Source organism: Legionella rubrilucens (assembly GCF_001468125.1).
In the GTDB taxonomy this organism is placed as follows: Bacteria; Pseudomonadota; Gammaproteobacteria; order Legionellales; family Legionellaceae; genus Legionella_C; species Legionella_C rubrilucens.
Genome location: NZ_LNYT01000020.1, coordinates 66,092 through 84,911, shown reverse-complemented (window position 1 = coordinate 84,911; position 18,820 = coordinate 66,092). Strand labels below are relative to the sequence as shown.

The following is an 18,820-nucleotide window of genomic DNA, read 5'->3' as shown; positions in this document are numbered from 1 at the left end:
CCCCAGCCGCAGCACCGTGAAGAACACGCTCACAGACCTCAGCCGCAGCACCGTGAAGAACAGACTCACAGGCCTCAGCCGACCAGAAGGGCTTCAAACCAGGACAATTACGATTCGAACCGTTTTTATCCACGCCCAGCCCCAACCTATTACCGGTTTTATAACTCACCCTCAGATGCCAGTACCTTCAAACCGGGCCCAGAACACGCTCCGTTTTTTATTTACACTACCCCTACACCACTGCGGACCCTGTTTAATCTGTTTACCGATTTTGATGCTCATCTGCATCGGGAAGAAAAGGCTGAATCCTATCGCTATCACCGAGGCAATTCCTCCACTCCAGAATTTATCTCAATCAAAACGCACCATGCTCCCAGCATGGAACGAATGATTGACCAGCTCATTGCTCAAATGATTCTTCTGGAACTGGTCAGCCAAATGGCTCCTCATTACACCAGCACCATTCATCATTCCCGATAAACAAGCTGCCCGTGCGTCGACGCACGGGCATTCCTTTAGTTGTTGTTTTTTCTTGAATTCAATCAGTCATTCACAATGTTATCCACAGAATCACGTCAGAGTGCCCCACAGGCCTTAAAATAGATAATTCCTTTAAAATCAAATGGTTAATTTTATTTTTGCCTTTTTTTGTGGGTGACCAACAAAATTATGAACAAAGTTATCCACAAACCGTAAAATCATGGGTATGTCAAGATCGAATTAAGGCAACGCTCGACTCGGAGTCAGCCCTTCGCCACAGAACGACACCTCGCTGTGTCCTTCAAGGGTATTCACAGCCAGAGTAAAATAAGGGTTGTTGTGTAATCGTTTTCGAGCATCTTCACACACGGCCAACGCTTTGACGACATGGGGATTGTTAAGCAGGAATTCTTCTATCCTGAGCTTAAAGGGATTCGTTTTATGGCCCTGGGTACAGGTTACCAGAATGTCAGCCAGCGTCTTTAGCCACGTTGCCGCAGCCAATTCCGTGAAGGAGTATTCTTGAGCAGCCAGTTGGAACAGTAAAAAGTTTCCCTCCTCGGTCAGCAAGGCGGCTGTATGCATCAAAAGCAAGGGGATGAGCTGCTTTTTATTGCTTAATTGCATCCGTTTTAAGCGATGTAAAAAAGCAAGCAGCCACTCGTTGCAAAACACTGGCGAGTGATTCCCCGCGGGCTCATCGTCTTCAAAATCGTACCGCCAGACCTTGTCCATGTAATGAATAAGCAGAATGACCATTTCCGGTAAAAGGGCTTTCAGAATCTGGGGACGCTCCAGCAGGGGAAGAATTTTCTTTTCGATGCTATCCGCTTTGTCTTTCCTTAAATAGCCTTTAATTTTTAACTCAAGCTCTTCAATGGCGAATTCATGACCTTCTTCAATCCAGGCCAGCAGGGTTTTAAGGGTCAATTTGTGCTGATGTTTTAAAATCACACAATAGCAGCGTGCGGCCAATGCGGCATTTTCCCGTCTGGCCATTGTGTAAAACGTCCCTGATTCCGCGTATTGCATCGATGTCAGCGTCTTTTTTTGAGCAAACAGTTCCAGACAGGCCAGAGCAGCCGCCGGAACATGATGGCTGGTCTCTCTTAAGTACTGTAACGCCACGGGATGCCCGACCTCTGCTTCGGCCTTTAATCGTTGAATGGCAAAACCTTGTGCATTGCCGCTTTCAAACAGTACCTCAAGTTTTGCTTTGACGTGGGAGTGATCAGATGAACGTCCATTCATTGATGTGGTCTTTCCTTTTTGCCAAAAAGACCATGCCAACTGATTATCACCATAATCAAGACTTCGACCATAATGATGGCTCAATGCCAGGGCCACATGACCGTCGAGGAAAAAACAAGGGGACGAGCCATTAAATGACGGGCCACTCAACTCATTCAACAGAAATTGAACCGCTTCAGGTCGATTGTTTCGCACAAGTTGTAACAGCGGCGTTAGGGCGTCCTGACGCTGAGGCAGGGAATCATAGGACGTTTTAAACAGCGCATTCACATAAAAATAACGCAATTTCGCAATTGCAAATTGCGCGGCAGGCTGTCTGTTTTTTTGCAACAGGTCATTGCAGGCAATAAAATAAGGATCGGCCATGAGCCGATGATAAAGTACAATGAGTTTGTCCGGATTTTGCCTGTACCATTCATCCAGGTTAAATTGATGCGGCATTAATCCAGGTAAAACATCCGGAAAAAGGGCTTTTATCCACAAGAGATGGCAAGCATGATGAATAAAGGAATCTTGATTTGCCCCCCCCATCATGGCACACACCAGGGCGGCAACTGAATTAGGTATCCTGTCCATGTTTTCGGAGCAGGCGGTTGCTTGTTCACCTATTTTTTCAGGATGATTTAACGCCTGAGTGTAAAAATAGTGTGCTAACTGAGTCGCCATGGCATAGTAAGAAGCCATCACGGCTTTATCTGTATAATCCGGCTTCAGTTCAAGCAGTGTGTTGAAGGTGAATTGCATGATGGCCGCCGTCTGTTCCACCTCCTTGTTCAGCGAAGGCCCAACTGCTTCAAACGCTTGCTGTTCCTGACGATGCACATACTCTTTAAATTGTTGTGCAAGGAATTCAACAACCAGCGGAGCCACAGCCAGCCAGTCATTCCAGGATGCTTCGGCCAGAACAATCAACGCCAGATTACCCTCTTGATAAAGTAACGGAATTTTTTCTTCAAATCGTTCAAGGTCCGCCATGTTTTTAGCCAGACTCACAATGTCCTCATTGAGTAATTGTTTAATGATTTCGGTCAACTTCAACGTGTACTCATAGTCCTGCAACGGTTTGAGTCCCGCCAGTTTGTCTTTGGCAACAAGAACCAGCCTGTCACTATCTGACCAAATCACCAGACTATCGGAATATTGCCCTAACACCGTACCTTTCTGTTGTTGCCAATTCACACGCTGCAAAAAAGAAAAGCCGACTTGCCGGCGTGTGTCGGCTGTAAATCGTATGTGCAGAAAATGGGTCGGAGTTAAGGGAATTGCCAGCAATTTCATTTTTTCTCTTAACCGTTCAAGGTGTTTTTTATATAGAAACATGACTGGCCTACAGCGGGTGAGGGCCGGGCGAAGCAGCGGGGGTGGTTTTCCTGGTGTCGTCAACTCCTTCGTTCAATGACTCCCTGACAAAGAGGCCTTTTTGTCTGGCAAACGAAACGCTGGCTATCCCTTGTGTTTCAGGACTTGGCAATGCCTTGTCTGGCAAAGGAGCTGGTTCGATGGCCTGAGACAACTCATGGCATAGTTCGGCGGAAAACCGTCCTTCTGACTTTGCCAGAAGCATGGTAATCAATGTGTTACGGCTGGGCGGGTTTTCGCTTTTCAAGGCATGAATAAACAATGACATCATCTTCGCCGTATACGCTGGTTTGTCATCCTCTGTCTGGGTATCAATCATGAGAATCACTGTTTTTATAACAAGGTCAGGCGGCAGGTATTTTTGTATTTTTCCATCCAGCAGAGCCGGGATAAAAAAATCCTTGACCAGTTGCGTATTTTTTTCCTCAACATAGCGACCCATGTAATTTTCCAATTCGCTTAAGGCCAGGCGATGTCCCCAGGAGGCGGCTTTAATTAATGATTCCGGGGCGATCATTTTCCGCTGCCGCAAAAAAAGGTAATTCAGATAAGCCGCTTCAGCCGGATCCGCTTCGCTTGCAAGGCGCATGAATTTTAAAATCCTGTTGTCCTTAGGCTCCCGGGACTCAATAAAGTACCTGACACAGGCCAATGCCGCAACAGGGATCAATTGCCCTGCCCGCTGAAGAGCCTTCACCGCCTTGTCTTTCATTGAATCCGATGCGCCGAATTTAGCCTGTTCAATAAGGACATGAAGACCCGCTTCACGGGCTTTGTCATCAAATACAATGTGCAGCAAAGCCACTGTTTCCGGTGGAAGCGCCTCCCGTTTTATCCCCGAGGCACAGGTCAACCGCGCCAGCCGTCTGAAAAAAGACCAGGCCTTGGGCAAGTCATTGTCGTCCACATAATGGCTTACCAGGGCAATGGCCAGGTTATAATCCAGCCCCAGGAAAACACCGACCTGCGAGGGTTCCTGTAAACCGGCGACAATAAAATCAATCGCGGGCTGATAACCGTTTAGAATAAGCTCGGACAAGGCAGGCAGCGCCTCGTTGGCAAACTGTGCGGCAGCGATTTCCGGCGACGCCTTGTTGAGTGCAGCCATGGCTTTGAGGGCACAAAACATCAATTTGACCATTGCGAATTGAAAGGTTTGCTGGCCATGGTCAAATAACGCCCCTTTCAACCGGTTAAAGTGTTCATTTTTCAGCAAATGCTCGTGCAGTAAATAAACTCCCACCTGATTTTTTTCACACCACTGGTCAAAATCAACCAGGACCAGGCTGTCCACGTGCTCAGGGAGCAGGGTTCTGATCAACAGGTGGGTGCAGGTTTTTTTAACAAAGGCATCACCGTGACTCAGTGCAAAAACAAAGGCACACAAATAATAAGGAGGCCAGGGTGATGAGTCTTGTCCGACCTCACGTCCGGCCGGAGGCGCTTCTTTTAATGCTTCATGATAAGCGTATTCACTGAGCTTCTGTAAAATGACCTGATTTTGACCTTGCTGGTAATTGTTCAGTTGCCCCTGAATTTCAATCCAGGTGTTAAAAATGAACTGCATGATCCGCGAATGGGCATCAGAATAGCGATAGTGCAGGTTGGAAAAAAGACTCTCGAACGCCTGTTTTTCCTGCAATAGCTTGGGCTGCTTCTGCCATGCTTTCATCAGAGGAACCTGTTGGTATTGCTTAAGCAGTGCCAATCGTTTTTGCAGGGGCGCCATGAGCAAGGCCACCAGCTTTTCCCTGGATTCCCGTTGTGAAGATAAACCAGCCGGCAGCGCTGCACGGGACTGCAAATAATCCAACTGCCTGTTAATGCCGTCCATTTCGCTTACGATGTCGTTACCGGATTTAAACTGAGGAAAATCCTGCCAATCCAATCCTGAATCAATGGAGAAAGCACCCACCGCTTCCATCACATCAAGCGGCAATTCAACATGCGATTGCAGGTAGTTTTCAATGCTTTTTGAGATATTCTCAAAATAAAAACAGGCCATAACCAGCCAGTTAGACCAGTGCTCCTCCGCACGCTCAATAAAACTTAAATGGTTTGTATGAAACAGGTATTGAAGGTCATTCTGCCCCAAGGGGGAGTTGCCGGCCGCAATCAGGTGTTTGATAGGGCAATTGTTAAAGCGCTTCGCCAGGTATTCCACCACCTGCGGCGGATACATGCGGTTAAATGAATCGACCTCCTTGACCAGTGATGTATGCAGGGGTAGCGGTGCTGGACGAGGCGACTTATCCCACCAGACGAAGAGCTGAGGCTCACAACCACTCTCTATCAGTTCGCCAATAACTGTTCCATGCCTTTGGGCTATTCGAACCCGTTGCAGAAAATGGACGCCAAAACGCAATTGGGTCTTGAAAGAAAACGAGAGGGTTACCACGTCATGGCCAAGATCAAACGTCATGGCATTTCGTCGTTGTTTGATTTCGTCCACCGATAACATCATGGGTTTGATCTCAATCACTACTTAAAAATTAAAAACGGCCGGAAATTATTCTTTGTTCAGGTGAGTCCGTCGCTCATTCATCGTCTCCGCGCTATTGATCACGGTTTGACGGCAAATTTCCTGCATCACCGGGATGGTATGAAGCGGCGTCCCCTGCTGGATAGCGTAAGCAATAAAAAAGCTGTCCTGCCATAACTTCTCCGTTTTACGTGCCTTGGCTTTCATCCACAAGGTGATCCATAGGAAATGAAACAACCACTTGTCACGGTTTTTTTCCATTTCATGTTCAAAAACGGCCTCCATGGCTGTTTCAATGTCGCAAACCCTTATTCCTTCTACAAAACTGCTTGAGCGATTCACCAGTTTGTCGATATGGGCATTTTCGATGTACCAGGACTCTGTGAATTTCTTAGTGGTCAGCCAACCGCGCGAACGCTTGAATGACTCGTCCATGGCCGCTGGGGTAAACGGAGAAATCTGAATGCTGATTTCCTCCATGACAGCGGCAATATCAATGAACTCCGGTATAAAGTGCAAACCTAAAAGCTCCTGAATTTCAAATAAATGCAAATCGGGCATCGAACCCTGCGCAAGTGTAAGCGCCAGGAAATGGTTGGTGATTAAGACAAAATAATCGCGGTCGACCTCACGTAACGTCACCGTTTCATCAAAGGCTTCATCGTAATAGCTGGTCACTTCCTTCGCCGCAATGATCGGCGTAATCCAGGCATCCTTCACGCCAATTTCCTGCTTCAATAATAAACCACCCAGACGATTACCTCGGTATTTTTTTAAATGAACAAACAAACCCTGCGCACCGCTGCCATCGACTTCACTGGCTTTTACACGAAAAACCGGCTGGGTGCCGAGCGGGTGAAAAATGACGCCCTTTTTCCTTTGAATCTTTATCCAGGAATTAAACTGCTCATGATAAGACGACGAGTACCAGCTTTTGATCACCTGCAGACGCGACAACGAGATGGACGACAGAGTAATGCTTTCAATAATCTGGGCGATGGTATCCACCACCACCTGGCGCACATGGGCCTTGGGATGCAGTAACAGGAGCAAGGCAATATCCTGACCTTCCTCAATGCTGTAAAGATCAATCACCAAATCAGAGAAAAAGTCATCCGGCATGGCATAGCTTTGCGCAAAAAAATTCTCGGCAATATCAAACACAGACAAGTCGGACAGTTCCTGAATCATTTCTTTGATCGCGCTTAAATGATTGGCCTCTTCCTCTGGGGTTAATTCCTCTTCCTCGCCTGCCAGATTTAAATAGGCGTCTTTGAGGGGCGATGACAATTCAACATGCACCTCGTAAAATGCATTAAGGATAGGCAGCCAAAAGCTTAGCGTGTGTTTGGTTTTATTGATGGTTGCGGCCATGTAATCCATTAAATGAGTCAGGATTTTGCCACCGGCTTTGTTGCCGTTTTCATGGGCAGCCTGCAATTGGGCGACACAAATATCCAGTGCAAACACGCAGGCGGAGTAATAAGGCCGTTCCTCATCATAGGAAGACTCATCCAACTCCTCGATTAAATCGACAAGACGCAAGGCTAATTCGGGCTCCTGCAAAAAAGGCGTGTAATGCTGAGGTTCCGGATCACCGTCTTTTTCAATGAGGGCTGCCATGCTGGCGATCCATTTTTTTAAGTGTTCCAGTTCAATAGTCATTCCGAATCAGGTACCTTTCTTGATTTGCCTTCTTCATCAATGGCGACAAAAACAAAGGTTCCCTCGGTCACCTGGTAGCGCCCCGAACCGGCCGCAGGTTCTGCCCAGACTTCCACAGCAATGGTCATCGACGTTGTGCCCCGCTTAATCAATTCCACGTGGCAACTGACCACATCTCCCACGTGCACAGGCTTTAAAAAGGTCATGGAATGAATGGCTACTGTGGCAACACGTCCACGCGCCAATTTTTTAGCCAGCACACCGGCAGCCAAATCCATTTGGGAAACAATCCAGCCGCCAAAAATGTCGCCATTGGCATTGGTATCGGCTGGCATGGCTAAGGTTTGAATGGTAATTTCGCCGCGAGGTGCCATGTTATGATCCCGGTTTCAGTTTAGCCAGGGCATCCGCCATGGCTGTGTTAAACACGCCCTTTTTAGCCGGTTGCACCTGGCGTTTGTCCTCTTTTTTACGGGCATCGTCTTTTTTAACCACAGGCGCTTTTTTAGCCTGAGGCTTATTGACTTTCTTGTGCACAACAGCAGGTCTGGCTTCATCGAGTTTCATGCTCAAACCAATGCGGCGACGCTCTTTGTCCACTTCAACCACTTTCACTTTCACGATATCGCCGGCTTTCACCACGGTGTGCGGATCAGTAATGAACCGATTGGTCATGGCCGAAATATGGACCAACCCATCTTGATGAACACCTATGTCCACAAAGGCACCGAAATTGGTGACATTGCTGATGACCCCTTCGAGAATCATGCCTTCTTCCAGATGACTGATGTCTTCAACGCCTTCTTTGAAGTTGACAGTCTTGAATTCCGGGCGGGGATCGCGGCCGGGTTTTTCCAGTTCGCGCAACACGTCACGAACAGTCGGCAAGCCAAACTGCTCATCCACGTAGTCGGCGGCATTGACACTGATTAACAAATCATGATTGCCAATGACTTGGGTGATAGTCACTTTTTTATCCGCCAGAATTCGTTCCACCAGCGCATACGCTTCCGGGTGAACGGCAGAGGCATCCAGTGGGTTACTGCCATTCATGATGCGTAAAAAACCCGCCGCCTGCTGGAATGTTTTTTCGCCCATGCGCGGGACCTGTTTTAACTGGTTACGATCAACAAAAGCGCCATGCTGATCGCGGTATTCAACTAAATTTTTTGCCAGGGTTTCGTTTAAACCGGACACACGGGTCAACAGGGCCACGGAGGCGGTATTGACATCGACCCCCACCGCATTGACGCAATCCTCGACCACGCCATCCAGGCTTCGTGCCAAACGAGTCTGGTTCACGTCATGCTGGTATTGGCCGACCCCAATGGCCTTTGGCTCAATTTTAACCAATTCTGCCAGGGGATCCTGTAACCGTCTGGCGATGGACACTGCACCGCGCAGACTGACATCCAGATCCGGAAACTCATTCGCCGCCAATTCAGAGGCAGAGTAAACGGAGGCGCCGGCTTCACTCACCAGCACTTTGTTTAATTTCAGATCGGGATACATTTTAATCATATCTGCCACCAGGCGTTCCGTTTCGCGGGAGCCGGTACCGTTGCCAATGCTTAAGAGGTTCACATGGTGTTTGGCGGCCAGTTTCGCCAATTCAGCGATGGCCTGGTGCCATTCATTCTGCGGAGCAAACGGGAAAACCGTGGTGTAATCCAGTAGTTTGCCGGTGATGTCGACGACCACCACTTTCACACCCGTGCGTATGCCAGGGTCAAGACCGATGGTAATGCGTGGACCAGCCGGAGCCGCCAATAACAGGCCGCGCAGATTACGTGCAAACACATGGATCGCCTCTTCATCGGCTGATTCACGTAAACGAGCCAGTAATTCGAGCTCCAGCTTGGTGAATAATTTGATTTTCCAGGTCATGCGTACGGTATCAAGCAACCAGCTATCCGCAGCGCGTCCCTGATGGCTGATGTTGAAGTAAGCGGCCACCCTTTTCTCGCCGTACTCCGGATCATCAACCAGGTGCAGGCCGATTTGCAACACGCTTTCGCGTCGACCACGAAATAGCGCCAACGCGCGGTGGGAGGGGATTTTTTTAATCGGTTCGGCATAGTCAAAATAATCGGCAAATTTATTGGCTGCGTCTTTTTTATCCTTGGCCCCGCCGGTGGACTTAAGCACGGCATGCTGCCAGAGGTATTCCCTGAGCTCATTAAGCAATTCCGGATCTTCGGCAAACTGCTCCATTAAAATCTGTCTTGCGCCGTCCAGTGCAGCTTTGGTGTCAGCAATGCCAGCCTCAACATTGATGAATCGCTGAGCCTGCGTTTCGGGGTCATGGCTGGGCTCCTGCCACAGGGCCATCGCCAGCGGTTCAAGTCCTGCTTCGCGGGCCAATTGCGCCTTGGTACGTCGTTTGGGACGATGCGGCAGGTAGAGATCTTCCAGGCGGGTTTTGGTGTCCGCAGCAAGAATGGCCTGTTCGAGTTCCGGCGTTAATTTTTCCTGCTCACGGATGGACTGCAGAATCACGGTACGGCGCTCATCCAGTTCACGCAGATAAAGCAGACGCTCAGCCAGTTGTCTTAATTGAGTGTCATCGAGACCCTCTGTCGCTTCTTTACGATAGCGGGCAATAAAAGGTACGGTCGCGCCCTCATCCAACAGGCGAATGGCGGTTTCTACCTGCGACACCTTTACTTTAAGCTCCTGGGCAATTGTCGCTGCCGTAGACAACATCTCTTGACTCATTCAGTTCCCCGAAAAACATGATGATAAAAAAAACGAAGGCATTATATACTACTTTGCGGCCTTTGGTTAATTCCTTTCAATTAACCAGACATAATCGATAACCTCCCGCAACCCGCGGACAAACAGCGAATCAGACTCATCCATCCGGCGCTGACTCTCCTTCAGCAATTGCAGCGTGCAGCCCGGGTAAAGAGCGGTTAATTCATCTGCGGTGACGCTGTAAGGCGGCCCCTCCATCAGCGTCTTTTCGTACGTTAAGGTTTTCAGTAAAATGCGGCCTTTCGATTTTAACCACAGCAGGCAGCGAGCCGTGTAGGCAGCCCGTAACGGGGCTGGCAAAGCCACCAGCGCGCCGCGATCATAAAGCCCATCCGCAGGCTCAATGAGGTTTTCAGGCAGTGTAAACAAATCATGGATCCAGAGCGTTAAGGCAGGCGATGAATAGCACAGGCAATCATCAATGACCTGTTGTTTGAGCGACAGGTGATTTTCAGCGGCTAGCTGCTGCACGGCAAGCTCGCTTAATTCAATGCCCGTGACCGTGGCCCCGTGCTCCACCAGCCACAGCAAATCCAGGCTCTTGCCGCACAAAGGGACTAGAATGGATGGGTTATCCGGCGTTTTAAGGGACGGCCAGAACTGGATTAAGTCGTCATTTACAGACAGGCGGTGGAAAGGCAGGTTACCGCTTTCCCACAGCGCGTGCCAGAATTGTTTTCCTTTGTTCACTCCACCGTCACCGATTTGGCGAGGTTACGCGGCTGATCCACGTCGGTCCCTTTCGCCACAGCCACGTGATAAGCCAATAATTGCAACGGAATAGTATACACAATGGGTGCCACCCATTGACCACAGGAAGGCACAGGAATCAGGCGTGCGCCATTGGATTCCCAAGTCTGGGAATCATCCACAAAAACCACCAGTTGACCGCCACGGGCGCTGACTTCATGCAGATTGGATTTCAGTTTATCCAGCAATTCATCATTGGGAGCGACTGCAATAACCGGCATTTCATTGTCAACCAAAGCCAGAGGACCGTGCTTCAATTCCCCGGCAGGGTAAGCCTCTGCGTGAATATAAGAAATTTCTTTCAACTTCAGAGCCCCTTCCAGTGCGACAGGGTATTGCACGCCACGTCCCAGGAATAAGGTATGGGATTTATTCACAAAGAGAGACGACAACGACTCGATGGCTTTGTTCATTTTTAAGGCACGCTCACAGCAGGCCGGCAATTCCTGCAACTGCGCCAACACGGTTTTTGCCCGCTCATCGCGGCATAGCGACGCCGACAACATCAATAAAGCGGCCAATTGCGTCGTGAAGGCTTTGGTTGAGGCCACACCGATTTCGATGCCGGCACGTGTCAGAAAAACGCACTCGGCTTCGCGCACCAAGGTGCTGGTAGCCACATTACAAATGGCTAAGGTCGATAAGTAATTTAAAGATTTTGCCTTGTACAACGCGGCCAGCGTATCGGCCGTCTCTCCGGATTGGGAAATGGCAATGAACAGGGTATTATCGCCGACGACCACATCCCGGTAGCGGTATTCGCTGGCAATTTCAACCTGCGTGGGCAGACCGGTCAGTGATTCAAGCCAGTAGCGGGCCGTCAGGCCTGCATGATAACTGGTGCCGCAGGCCACGATGTGAATCTGTTTAACGTCGGGAAAAATCGCAGCCGCATGCTCGCCAAAACTGGCCTTGAGCACATCCAGGCTGACAATACGCCCTTCCAGTGTATCGGCCAGTACTTTACTTTGTTCGTGGATTTCCTTCAGCATAAAATGGCGATAGTTGCCCTTGCTGGCTGTCTGGCTGTCATTATCGAGGGGATGGCGCTGACGTTGTACCGGCTTTTTACCATGGTCAAAGACATGCACTTCATTGGCGGTCAGCAGGGCGCTGTCGCCTTCATCAAGAAAAATGACCGATTGCGCAAAGGATCGCAGCGCCAGCGGATCAGAGGCAATAAATTGTTCGCCGATCCCCATCCCGACAACCAACGGACTTCCCTTGCGTACCGCAACCAGTTCCTGCGGCCGTTTCTGGTGGATAACACCCAGCGCGAAGGCGCCATGCATCTCGGCGGCGGCATCCTGCACAGCGGTCAACAGGTTTTCATGCTGCTGGTAATGGTAATGGATGAGGTGCGCCGCCACCTCTGAATCGGTTTCAGAATTAAACTGATAGCCGGCGTTCTGCAACTTTTTACGCAGGGACTCATAGTTTTCAATGATGCCGTTATGAACCACGGCAATTTCATCGTGGGAAAGATGAGGATGGGCATTTTCTTCACAAGGTTTGCCATGGGTTGCCCAGCGGGTGTGCGCGATGCCGGTTGTGCCATGAATGGAGACTTCCTGCATGGCGTCAGCCAATGCCTGGACTTTGCCCTGGATTCGGACCCGTTTCAATCGGCCTGCCTTGTCGATGACCGCAATGCCGGCAGAATCATAACCGCGGTATTCCAGACGTCTTAACCCTTCCAGTAATATTTTGCTGATATCACGTTGAGAGGTTGCTCCCATAATCCCGCACATAATTCACTCCTTACCCAATTCTTTTGACAGTTCACCAGCATGACCCCGCATGCTGGCGTCTTCATCATTTGAAAAATGGCCAAGTATGCCACAATACCGTGGATATTCTAAATAGTAGACGGTTGTTGGCAATTTGTTTTATAGCCATTGGCTTTCATTACTTCACAGATTTCATAAGCCAGGTAACGATGAGCGCGTGTTGTCGGATGAATTTCATCCCAGAAGAGGTAATTATCCGGGGTATCACAGACATGATAATTGCGCTCGCCGCGCTTAAAGCTGGCATCACGGTATTGCAGAACCTGGGCATACAACAGGACGTAATTGCGTGCATAAGGCGATGCGGCAAACGCGCCGAACATCGGCAGCTTAACGTCAATGCAGGCATCTGTAATGTTAGTCAAGCCATAATCCGCTGGATGGTCCAAGGCTTTTTGTAACAGCGGGTTGATGTCGATGTAGAGGAAATTAACCTCTGGTTGTGCCTGACGCAGGGTTTCAACACGGGCCGCCAGACGCTCATTATGCAGCTTAATGGCAGCGCTCAATACCGGCTTGTCGGTGGTGTGAACAAATTTTGGCGTAAAGCCAACGTCTGGCAAGCCCATGATGATGACATGCCGTGCACCTGCTTTTGTCAATTTATTGACACCGGAAATAATCCCGTCGAGCACATTATCAATGTAGGCGCTCATGACTGCCGGATTGTAATTGTCTTCAAACACCAGCACATTCAAGTAATCATTGGCCCCGGTAAAGACGAAATAAGCCGTACGATCATCCAGCACCTCGTTCATTAACAGGTAGGCCTGTACCGTCAGCCCCAGGCTCGGCGGAATCAGTTTTCCAACGATCAGCGTCTTTAAGGTATTTAGCGGATGACGGATAAGATTCCATACTGTCAATTGATAATCATAGGTCACAGCCCAGCTGCCGCCGAAAGCCTGATTGGCGAAGTCATCATTGTCTTCGCGATCAAGGGCCAGCATGGGCGCCAAGTATTCATTCCAGACGCGGCCGTTGGAGAAATGATTCTGCCAATAGGGTTCGCCGGGCAGAACCGGTACTTTTCTCACTTTACTGATCACCGAGGCTAAGAACGGCCCGAATTCCGTATCGAAGTAGTTATTGACTATCTCAATGCCGGCGTCAAGTACCATTTGCGGTACGTAATAATCGTAGGCAAATTCAGTCATTTTATTAATGACAAAGACTTTTAAGGGACGCACCAGGTAGGCGGGGCTTTCTTCCTGTCTTAAACTTTTCAGCAGGTGGGTGGTGTTGCCGGTATCGGACAGGCTGTCACCAAAAACCACCATGGACTGAATAGTTTTACCCGCGTGAAGCGAGAGAGGAATACAGACGAGCGTAAGACATAACCATTTACAGAGTCTGGCAAAATTTGGCATGATCTCTCCTTAGAATCATTAATCCATTGAATCCCTGCAATGCGATAGAAATTACTCAGTCAGGTTCACGCGTGAAAAAAACTTGCAGCAAATTTCCAGCAACTTACCACTATTATCCCTGACAGTACATGCTTGTCAACGCATGGGGCCAGTTATTTTTTCTTGAGCAACCGGGCGCGGTCACGCTGCCAATCGCGATCTTTAATCGCATCGCGCTTGTCATGGGTTTTCTTACCCTTCGCCAGCGCAATTTTGATTTTGATGCGGTTTTTGCTCCAGTACAGCGACAGCGGAACAATGGTGTAACCTTGCCGCTCAACACTGCCAATCAGTCTACTCAATTCACGCCTGTTTAATAATAGCTTACGCGTACGGGTTGCGTCAGGCAGCGTGTGGGCAGAGGCCGTGGGCAGAGGCTGGATTTGCGCACCGAGCAAAAAGGCTTCGCCGTATTTAAGGATCACGTGCGCATCGGACAGGTTAATCTTTCCGGCGCGCAGGCTTTTGACTTCCCAGCCTTCAAGCACCATGCCCGCTTCGAGCTCATCCTCGATAAAATAATCAAATCGCGCCTTTTTATTGACGGCAATCGATGCGTCTGACGCTTTGTGAGTAGTCATAATCTGCTTATCATTATTAACAAAGAGGAGCAATTATACACCAGAAAGCAATTCTGTCCGCATCCAGCGCATCTCTTGAGCGGCTTTGCAGGCAATCTTGTTCTCGTGTATTTTAAATAGAGACGACTTCACGTAAGGATAAGATACACAATGAATATAGGTGAAAAAATACCTGCTTTTTCGTTTACCGCAACCAATGGCCTTTCAGCCAGTTTAAATGACTATCAGGGAAAATGGATCGTTCTTTATTTTTACCCCAAGGATTCTACGCCGGGCTGTACCGTGGAAGGACAAAATTTCCGCGACGCCTACCCTGCTTTCCAGGCATTAAATACTGAAATTTTCGGCATCTCGCGTGATTCGCTAAAATCACACGACAGCTTTAAATGCAACCAGCAATTTCCCTTTGAATTAATCAGCGATAAAGACGAAGAAATCTGTCAGCTTTTTGATGTCATTAAAATGAAGTCGCTGTATGGGAAAGAAGTACGCGGCATCGAGCGCAGCACCTTTCTTATCGATCCCCAGGGGATTTTGCGTCAGGAATGGCGCAAAGTGAGCGTGCCAGGGCATGTGGATGAAGTCCTTTCCTCGATTAAATTGCTGCAAGAATAATGGGGTAGTACTCCCATTCTGCGAATACCTCAATGAACCCCATCGCACCTTTGCAATGGGGTTCAGAGAGCATGCTTTAATTCATTGTAAAATCACTCGACGGTGAATGAGCAACCTCTTCGGGAGGGGATTCCTGCTTACTAAAAAAAGTGCTTTGAAGCCGAGTACTCGCTTTTGTTTTAACCATATAACTCCTGGTTTTAAACCATTCGATGTAATCATCAATCCTGGTCATGGTTAACGCACGCCACGGCCAGCCAAGTTCATCTGGATAAAAATCAGTTAACTCCAAACCATGATGCGCGGCAATACCTCGAACCATCCATTCCGTCATCGAAGCCATGCCGCGGCGAACAAAAATCCCATGAACCATAAAATAGGAAAATTTAGCGGCACGTTCCATGAATAAATCAACACTCGTCTCAGGATCCCAATTTAATAAATCATCATAAAGAGCCTGGGCTGAAAAATAGTCACCGATGAGGTCGTACTTATTAAATCCACGATAAATTAATACGATATTTCCTTCAGGATTTTTATACAGGCTACTCCGTGCTTTATTACAACCAAACCGATAATCTTCAAAAATCCGTGCAGACATGCCCGATGTCCAGTTTTTATGTAAATGATCACTCGCCCACTTGGCTTTTTTCCTTTTTTCCTGCTGATCGGATTGAGGAAATAGCCATAAAAAAGGATTTTCAAACTGCACGACCAAGCCCTCATTGCTGGTCTCCTTTCCCTGCTTTAATAATTCAGTAACCAGGGGTAATACCTCTTGACGTTGATACCCTGGCTTTAAAATGTCTTCATAACACCCACCAAATCCTTCCCGGCAAAAATAACCAAAATTGGCTGCATCCTGATGACCAAGCAGCACGGCCAGGCGGTGGCGTTCCTTAGCCAGGTACGCCATTAAATCAGCGAAGTAAAGGTATTTGTTTTTTAATTCCATACTAAGGTATTGCACAATTATTTTGATTCATCTGCCCATTTCGTTTGGTCTTGCGCTTTATAAAATTCAACATAATATTCACTGGCTGCTTTCATGATTAACTCCTTGCAAAAAATACAATAATGGCTCGCTGCATGTGATTCCAATCCTTCGCTTGAAATGGATCCAGTTCCTCTCATTTTGATCCCGTTAACCTGAATAATCTTCACCGCTTGGGCATGAATTCACTTGACTGTGCTCCCCGCCCTAATCACAATAAATTGATTTAGTAGACAGGGATTATCATGGACAATAAATCTGAAAGCCGAAAATTATTTGTGTTGGATACTAACATTCTCATGCATGATCCCACCGCCATCTACCGCTTTGAGGAGCATGATATTTACCTGCCGATGGTGGTTCTTGAAGAACTCGACAGTCACAAAACCGGCCTCTCGGAAGTAGCACGCAACGTACGGCAAACCAACCGCATGCTGGTGGAACTGATGAGCAATGCCAGCCACACTCAAATCGTAGCCGGCCTGCCTATTCCAAGTTTTCTGACCTCGGAAAACGTAAAAAGCAGCGGCCGTTTGTTTTTCCAGACCGATGAGTTTGAGCAGTTGCGGCCGACATCCCTGCCAGGGCACAAAGCCGACAATACACTGCTCGCCACGGCGTTGGGCCTGCAGAAAAAACACCCGGATCGGGCCGTGGTGATTATTTCCAAAGACATCAATCTCAGAATTAAAGCCGGTATTCTCGGCATTCCGGCGGAAGATTATTACAACGATCAGGTGTTGGATGACGTCAATCTGCTGCACAGTGGGTTGCATATCCTTGAAAACAATTTCTGGGATACGCATTCCAAAAACATGGAAGCCTGGCAGGAGAACGGCAAAACGTTTTACCGCATCACCGGCCCTCTCACCAATCAATGGAATTACAATGATTGTTTAAGCACGGAAGACAACCAGTTCCAGGCCATGGTTAAAACCATCGAGTCCAATGGTGTCGTCGTGCAGGTCGCCCGTGATTTTACCCAACCCAAGCATTCCGTCTGGGGCATCAATGCGCGTAACCGCGAGCAGAACTTTGCCTTAAACATGCTGCTGGACCCGGACATTGATTTTGTGACCCTGCAAGGCTCAGCGGGAACAGGAAAGACCCTGCTGACTATCGCTGCCGGCCTGACCCAGGTCCTTGATCAGAACCGCTACAATGAAATTTTAATGACGCGCGTGACCATCCCAGTGGGTGAGGACATCGGCTTTTTACCCGGCACCGAAGAAGAAAAAATGACGCCCTGGATGGGTGCCTTGATGGATAACCTCGAGGTACTGCACAGTTCACAGGAAGGCGGCACGTTTGGCCGAAATGCCACGCAGGATTTGTTGCAGAACAAAATTAAAATCCGCTCGCTCAATTTCATGCGCGGACGCACCTTTTTAAATCGGTTTATTATCATTGACGAGGCGCAAAACCTCACCTCCAAACAGATTAAAACATTGGTTACCCGTGCGGGTCCGGGCAGTAAAATCATTTGCCTTGGCGACATCAAGCAGATTGATACCCCTTACCTCACTGAAACAACATCGGGATTAACCTTTGCCGTGGATCGCTTCAAACATTGGCAGCACAGTGCCCACATGACCTTAACGCGCGGTGAACGCTCAAGGCTTGCTTATTATGCAGCAGAGCATTTATAGTACGCGTTTTAGGAGAGAATACGCATGAGTATGCAAGCCATTACCTTCGATGATGTATTGCTGGTACCCGCCTACAATCATCATGAGTCTCGCCGGGTAGTGAACATCGGCATGACGGATCGTCTCGGCAAGTTAAATCTTAAGCTGCCGATCATGAGTTCCAACATGGATACCATTACCGAAAGCAACATGGCTAACTTCATGCACAGCAAGGGCGGCATTGGCGTCATGCACCGCTTTTTAAGCATCGAAGACAACATTCGTGAATTCAAACAGTGTCAGGGACAGGTCTTTGTCTCCGTCGGCTGCACGGATGCGGAATTGCAGCGTGCCGAAGCGCTGCGCGATGCCGGCGCTGATTTTTTCTGCGTTGACGTCGCCCACGCCCATGCCAAATACGTGGGTAAAACGTTAAAAAACCTGCGCAAACTTCTGGGCAGCCGCTGCATTATGGCGGGCAATGTCGCGACCTATGCCGGCGCGGATTACTTAGCCTCCTGCGGTGCAGACATCATCAAAGCCGGTATTGGCGGCGGCTCCGTCTGCAGCACGCGGATTAAAACCGGTTTTGGCATTCCCATGCTCACCTGTATTCAGGATTGCGCCCGCACGGATCGCTCCATTGTCGCTGACGGCGGTATCCGTACTTCCGGTGACATCGTCAAAGCCCTGGCGTTTGGCGCCGATTTTGTCATGATTGGCGGCATGTTGGCCGGCACGGAACCTACGCCCGGCGAAGTCATTAAAAAAGAAGATGGCCGGCTGGTAAAGCGCTACCGCGGCATGGCTTCGCGCGAAGCCCAGGAAGATTTTCTCGGGCAAATGCATGAGTGGAAAACAGCCGAGGGCGTTGCCACGGAAGTGCTTTACAAAACCAATCAGGATGCCATTCTTGCCGATATTATCGGTGGATTACGCTCAGGTTTAACCTATGCCGGCTCCGATACCATCTCCGAACTGCAGCGCAAATTGAATTATGTGGTGATTACGCAGGCCGGTCGTCTGGAAAGTCTGCCGCATAAGTTAATGGAATCGTAA

13 protein-coding genes and 1 pseudogene are annotated in these 18,820 nt (G+C 48.8%); 4 read left to right on the top strand and 10 right to left on the bottom strand.

Translation table 11 applies throughout. The annotated features are described in order from the left end of the window. A pseudogene (locus Lrub_RS14915) lies at nucleotides 1-480 on the top strand (hypothetical protein); the annotation flags it as partial. 240 nt (nucleotides 481-720) lie between these two features. Here Lrub_RS14915 and Lrub_RS08135 read toward each other — a convergent pair. The 9 genes from Lrub_RS08135 to smpB all read right to left on the bottom strand — a co-directional run bounded on the left by Lrub_RS08135 (nucleotide 721) and on the right by smpB (nucleotide 14,524). Continuing rightward, nucleotides 721-3,051 (bottom strand): hypothetical protein, encoded by a 2,331-nt coding sequence (locus Lrub_RS08135; RefSeq protein ID WP_133134123.1) that lies wholly within the window; start codon nucleotides 3,049-3,051, stop codon nucleotides 721-723. Between the two features lie 7 nt (nucleotides 3,052-3,058). Next, nucleotides 3,059-5,554: a hypothetical protein gene (locus Lrub_RS08130; protein WP_058531691.1), complete on the bottom strand. Its 2,496-nt coding sequence runs from the start codon at nucleotides 5,552-5,554 to the stop codon at nucleotides 3,059-3,061. Nucleotides 5,555-5,599: 45 nt separating this feature from the next. Continuing rightward, on the bottom strand, nucleotides 5,600-7,237 hold the full coding sequence (locus Lrub_RS08125) for a hypothetical protein (protein WP_058531690.1): 1,638 nt from the start codon (nucleotides 7,235-7,237) through the stop codon (nucleotides 5,600-5,602). Further along, nucleotides 7,234-7,611: an acyl-CoA thioester hydrolase YciA gene (gene yciA, locus Lrub_RS08120; RefSeq protein ID WP_058531689.1), complete on the bottom strand. Its 378-nt coding sequence runs from the start codon at nucleotides 7,609-7,611 to the stop codon at nucleotides 7,234-7,236. The genes Lrub_RS08125 and yciA overlap by 4 nt, the downstream gene beginning before the upstream one ends. A gap of 1 nt (nucleotide 7,612) precedes the next feature. After that, nucleotides 7,613-9,955 carry a Tex family protein gene (locus Lrub_RS08115; protein ID WP_058531688.1) on the bottom strand — a complete coding sequence of 781 codons (2,343 nt, stop codon included), beginning with the start codon at nucleotides 9,953-9,955 and terminating at the stop codon, nucleotides 7,613-7,615. A 66-nt stretch (nucleotides 9,956-10,021) separates the two neighbouring features. Continuing rightward, nucleotides 10,022-10,684 carry a class I SAM-dependent methyltransferase gene (locus Lrub_RS08110; protein ID WP_058531687.1) on the bottom strand — a complete coding sequence of 221 codons (663 nt, stop codon included), beginning with the start codon at nucleotides 10,682-10,684 and terminating at the stop codon, nucleotides 10,022-10,024. After that, a complete protein-coding gene (glmS, locus tag Lrub_RS08105; protein WP_058531686.1) occupies nucleotides 10,681-12,495 on the bottom strand; it encodes a glutamine--fructose-6-phosphate transaminase (isomerizing) in 1,815 nt (604 codons plus the stop codon). Before glmS ends, Lrub_RS08110 begins: the two co-directional genes overlap by 4 nt. 107 nt (nucleotides 12,496-12,602) lie before the next feature. Further along, nucleotides 12,603-13,904: a lysophospholipase/glycerophospholipid:cholesterol acyltransferase PlaC gene (plaC, locus tag Lrub_RS08100; protein WP_058531685.1), complete on the bottom strand. Its 1,302-nt coding sequence runs from the start codon at nucleotides 13,902-13,904 to the stop codon at nucleotides 12,603-12,605. A gap of 152 nt (nucleotides 13,905-14,056) precedes the next feature. Beyond that, nucleotides 14,057-14,524 carry an SsrA-binding protein SmpB gene (gene smpB / locus Lrub_RS08095; RefSeq protein ID WP_058531684.1) on the bottom strand — a complete coding sequence of 156 codons (468 nt, stop codon included), beginning with the start codon at nucleotides 14,522-14,524 and terminating at the stop codon, nucleotides 14,057-14,059. Nucleotides 14,525-14,674: 150 nt separating this feature from the next. Here smpB and Lrub_RS08090 point away from each other — a divergent pair, with 150 nt between their 5' ends. Beyond that, entirely contained in the window at nucleotides 14,675-15,139 is a 465-nt protein-coding gene (locus Lrub_RS08090; RefSeq protein WP_058531683.1) for a peroxiredoxin, read from the top strand. Between the two features lie 76 nt (nucleotides 15,140-15,215). On the opposite strand, the gene Lrub_RS08085 is transcribed toward Lrub_RS08090, so the two are convergent. Continuing rightward, a complete protein-coding gene (locus Lrub_RS08085; RefSeq protein WP_058531682.1) occupies nucleotides 15,216-16,094 on the bottom strand; it encodes a hypothetical protein in 879 nt (292 codons plus the stop codon). Between the two features lie 284 nt (nucleotides 16,095-16,378). Here Lrub_RS08085 and Lrub_RS08075 point away from each other — a divergent pair, with 284 nt between their 5' ends. Continuing rightward, nucleotides 16,379-17,782, top strand: a complete 1,404-nt coding sequence (locus Lrub_RS08075) for a PhoH family protein (RefSeq protein WP_058531680.1) — start codon at nucleotides 16,379-16,381, stop codon at nucleotides 17,780-17,782. Between the two features lie 24 nt (nucleotides 17,783-17,806). Beyond that, a complete protein-coding gene (locus tag Lrub_RS08070; RefSeq protein ID WP_058531679.1) occupies nucleotides 17,807-18,820 on the top strand; it encodes a guanosine monophosphate reductase in 1,014 nt (337 codons plus the stop codon).

Coding starts and splice junctions, on each gene's coding strand:
- Lrub_RS08135 (WP_133134123.1), bottom strand. CDS start 3,051: ATGTTTCTATATAAAAAACACCTTGAACGGTTAAGAGAAAAAATGAAA.
- Lrub_RS08130 (WP_058531691.1), bottom strand. CDS start 5,554: ATGATGTTATCGGTGGACGAAATCAAACAACGACGAAATGCCATGACG.
- Lrub_RS08125 (WP_058531690.1), bottom strand. CDS start 7,237: ATGACTATTGAACTGGAACACTTAAAAAAATGGATCGCCAGCATGGCA.
- yciA (WP_058531689.1), bottom strand. CDS start 7,611: ATGGCACCTCGCGGCGAAATTACCATTCAAACCTTAGCCATGCCAGCC.
- Lrub_RS08115 (WP_058531688.1), bottom strand. CDS start 9,955: ATGAGTCAAGAGATGTTGTCTACGGCAGCGACAATTGCCCAGGAGCTT.
- glmS (WP_058531686.1), bottom strand. CDS start 12,495: ATGTGCGGGATTATGGGAGCAACCTCTCAACGTGATATCAGCAAAATA.
- plaC (WP_058531685.1), bottom strand. CDS start 13,904: ATGCCAAATTTTGCCAGACTCTGTAAATGGTTATGTCTTACGCTCGTC.
- smpB (WP_058531684.1), bottom strand. CDS start 14,524: ATGACTACTCACAAAGCGTCAGACGCATCGATTGCCGTCAATAAAAAG.
- Lrub_RS08090 (WP_058531683.1), top strand. CDS start 14,675: ATGAATATAGGTGAAAAAATACCTGCTTTTTCGTTTACCGCAACCAAT.
- Lrub_RS08085 (WP_058531682.1), bottom strand. CDS start 16,094: ATGGAATTAAAAAACAAATACCTTTACTTCGCTGATTTAATGGCGTAC.
- Lrub_RS08075 (WP_058531680.1), top strand. CDS start 16,379: ATGGACAATAAATCTGAAAGCCGAAAATTATTTGTGTTGGATACTAAC.
- Lrub_RS08070 (WP_058531679.1), top strand. CDS start 17,807: ATGAGTATGCAAGCCATTACCTTCGATGATGTATTGCTGGTACCCGCC.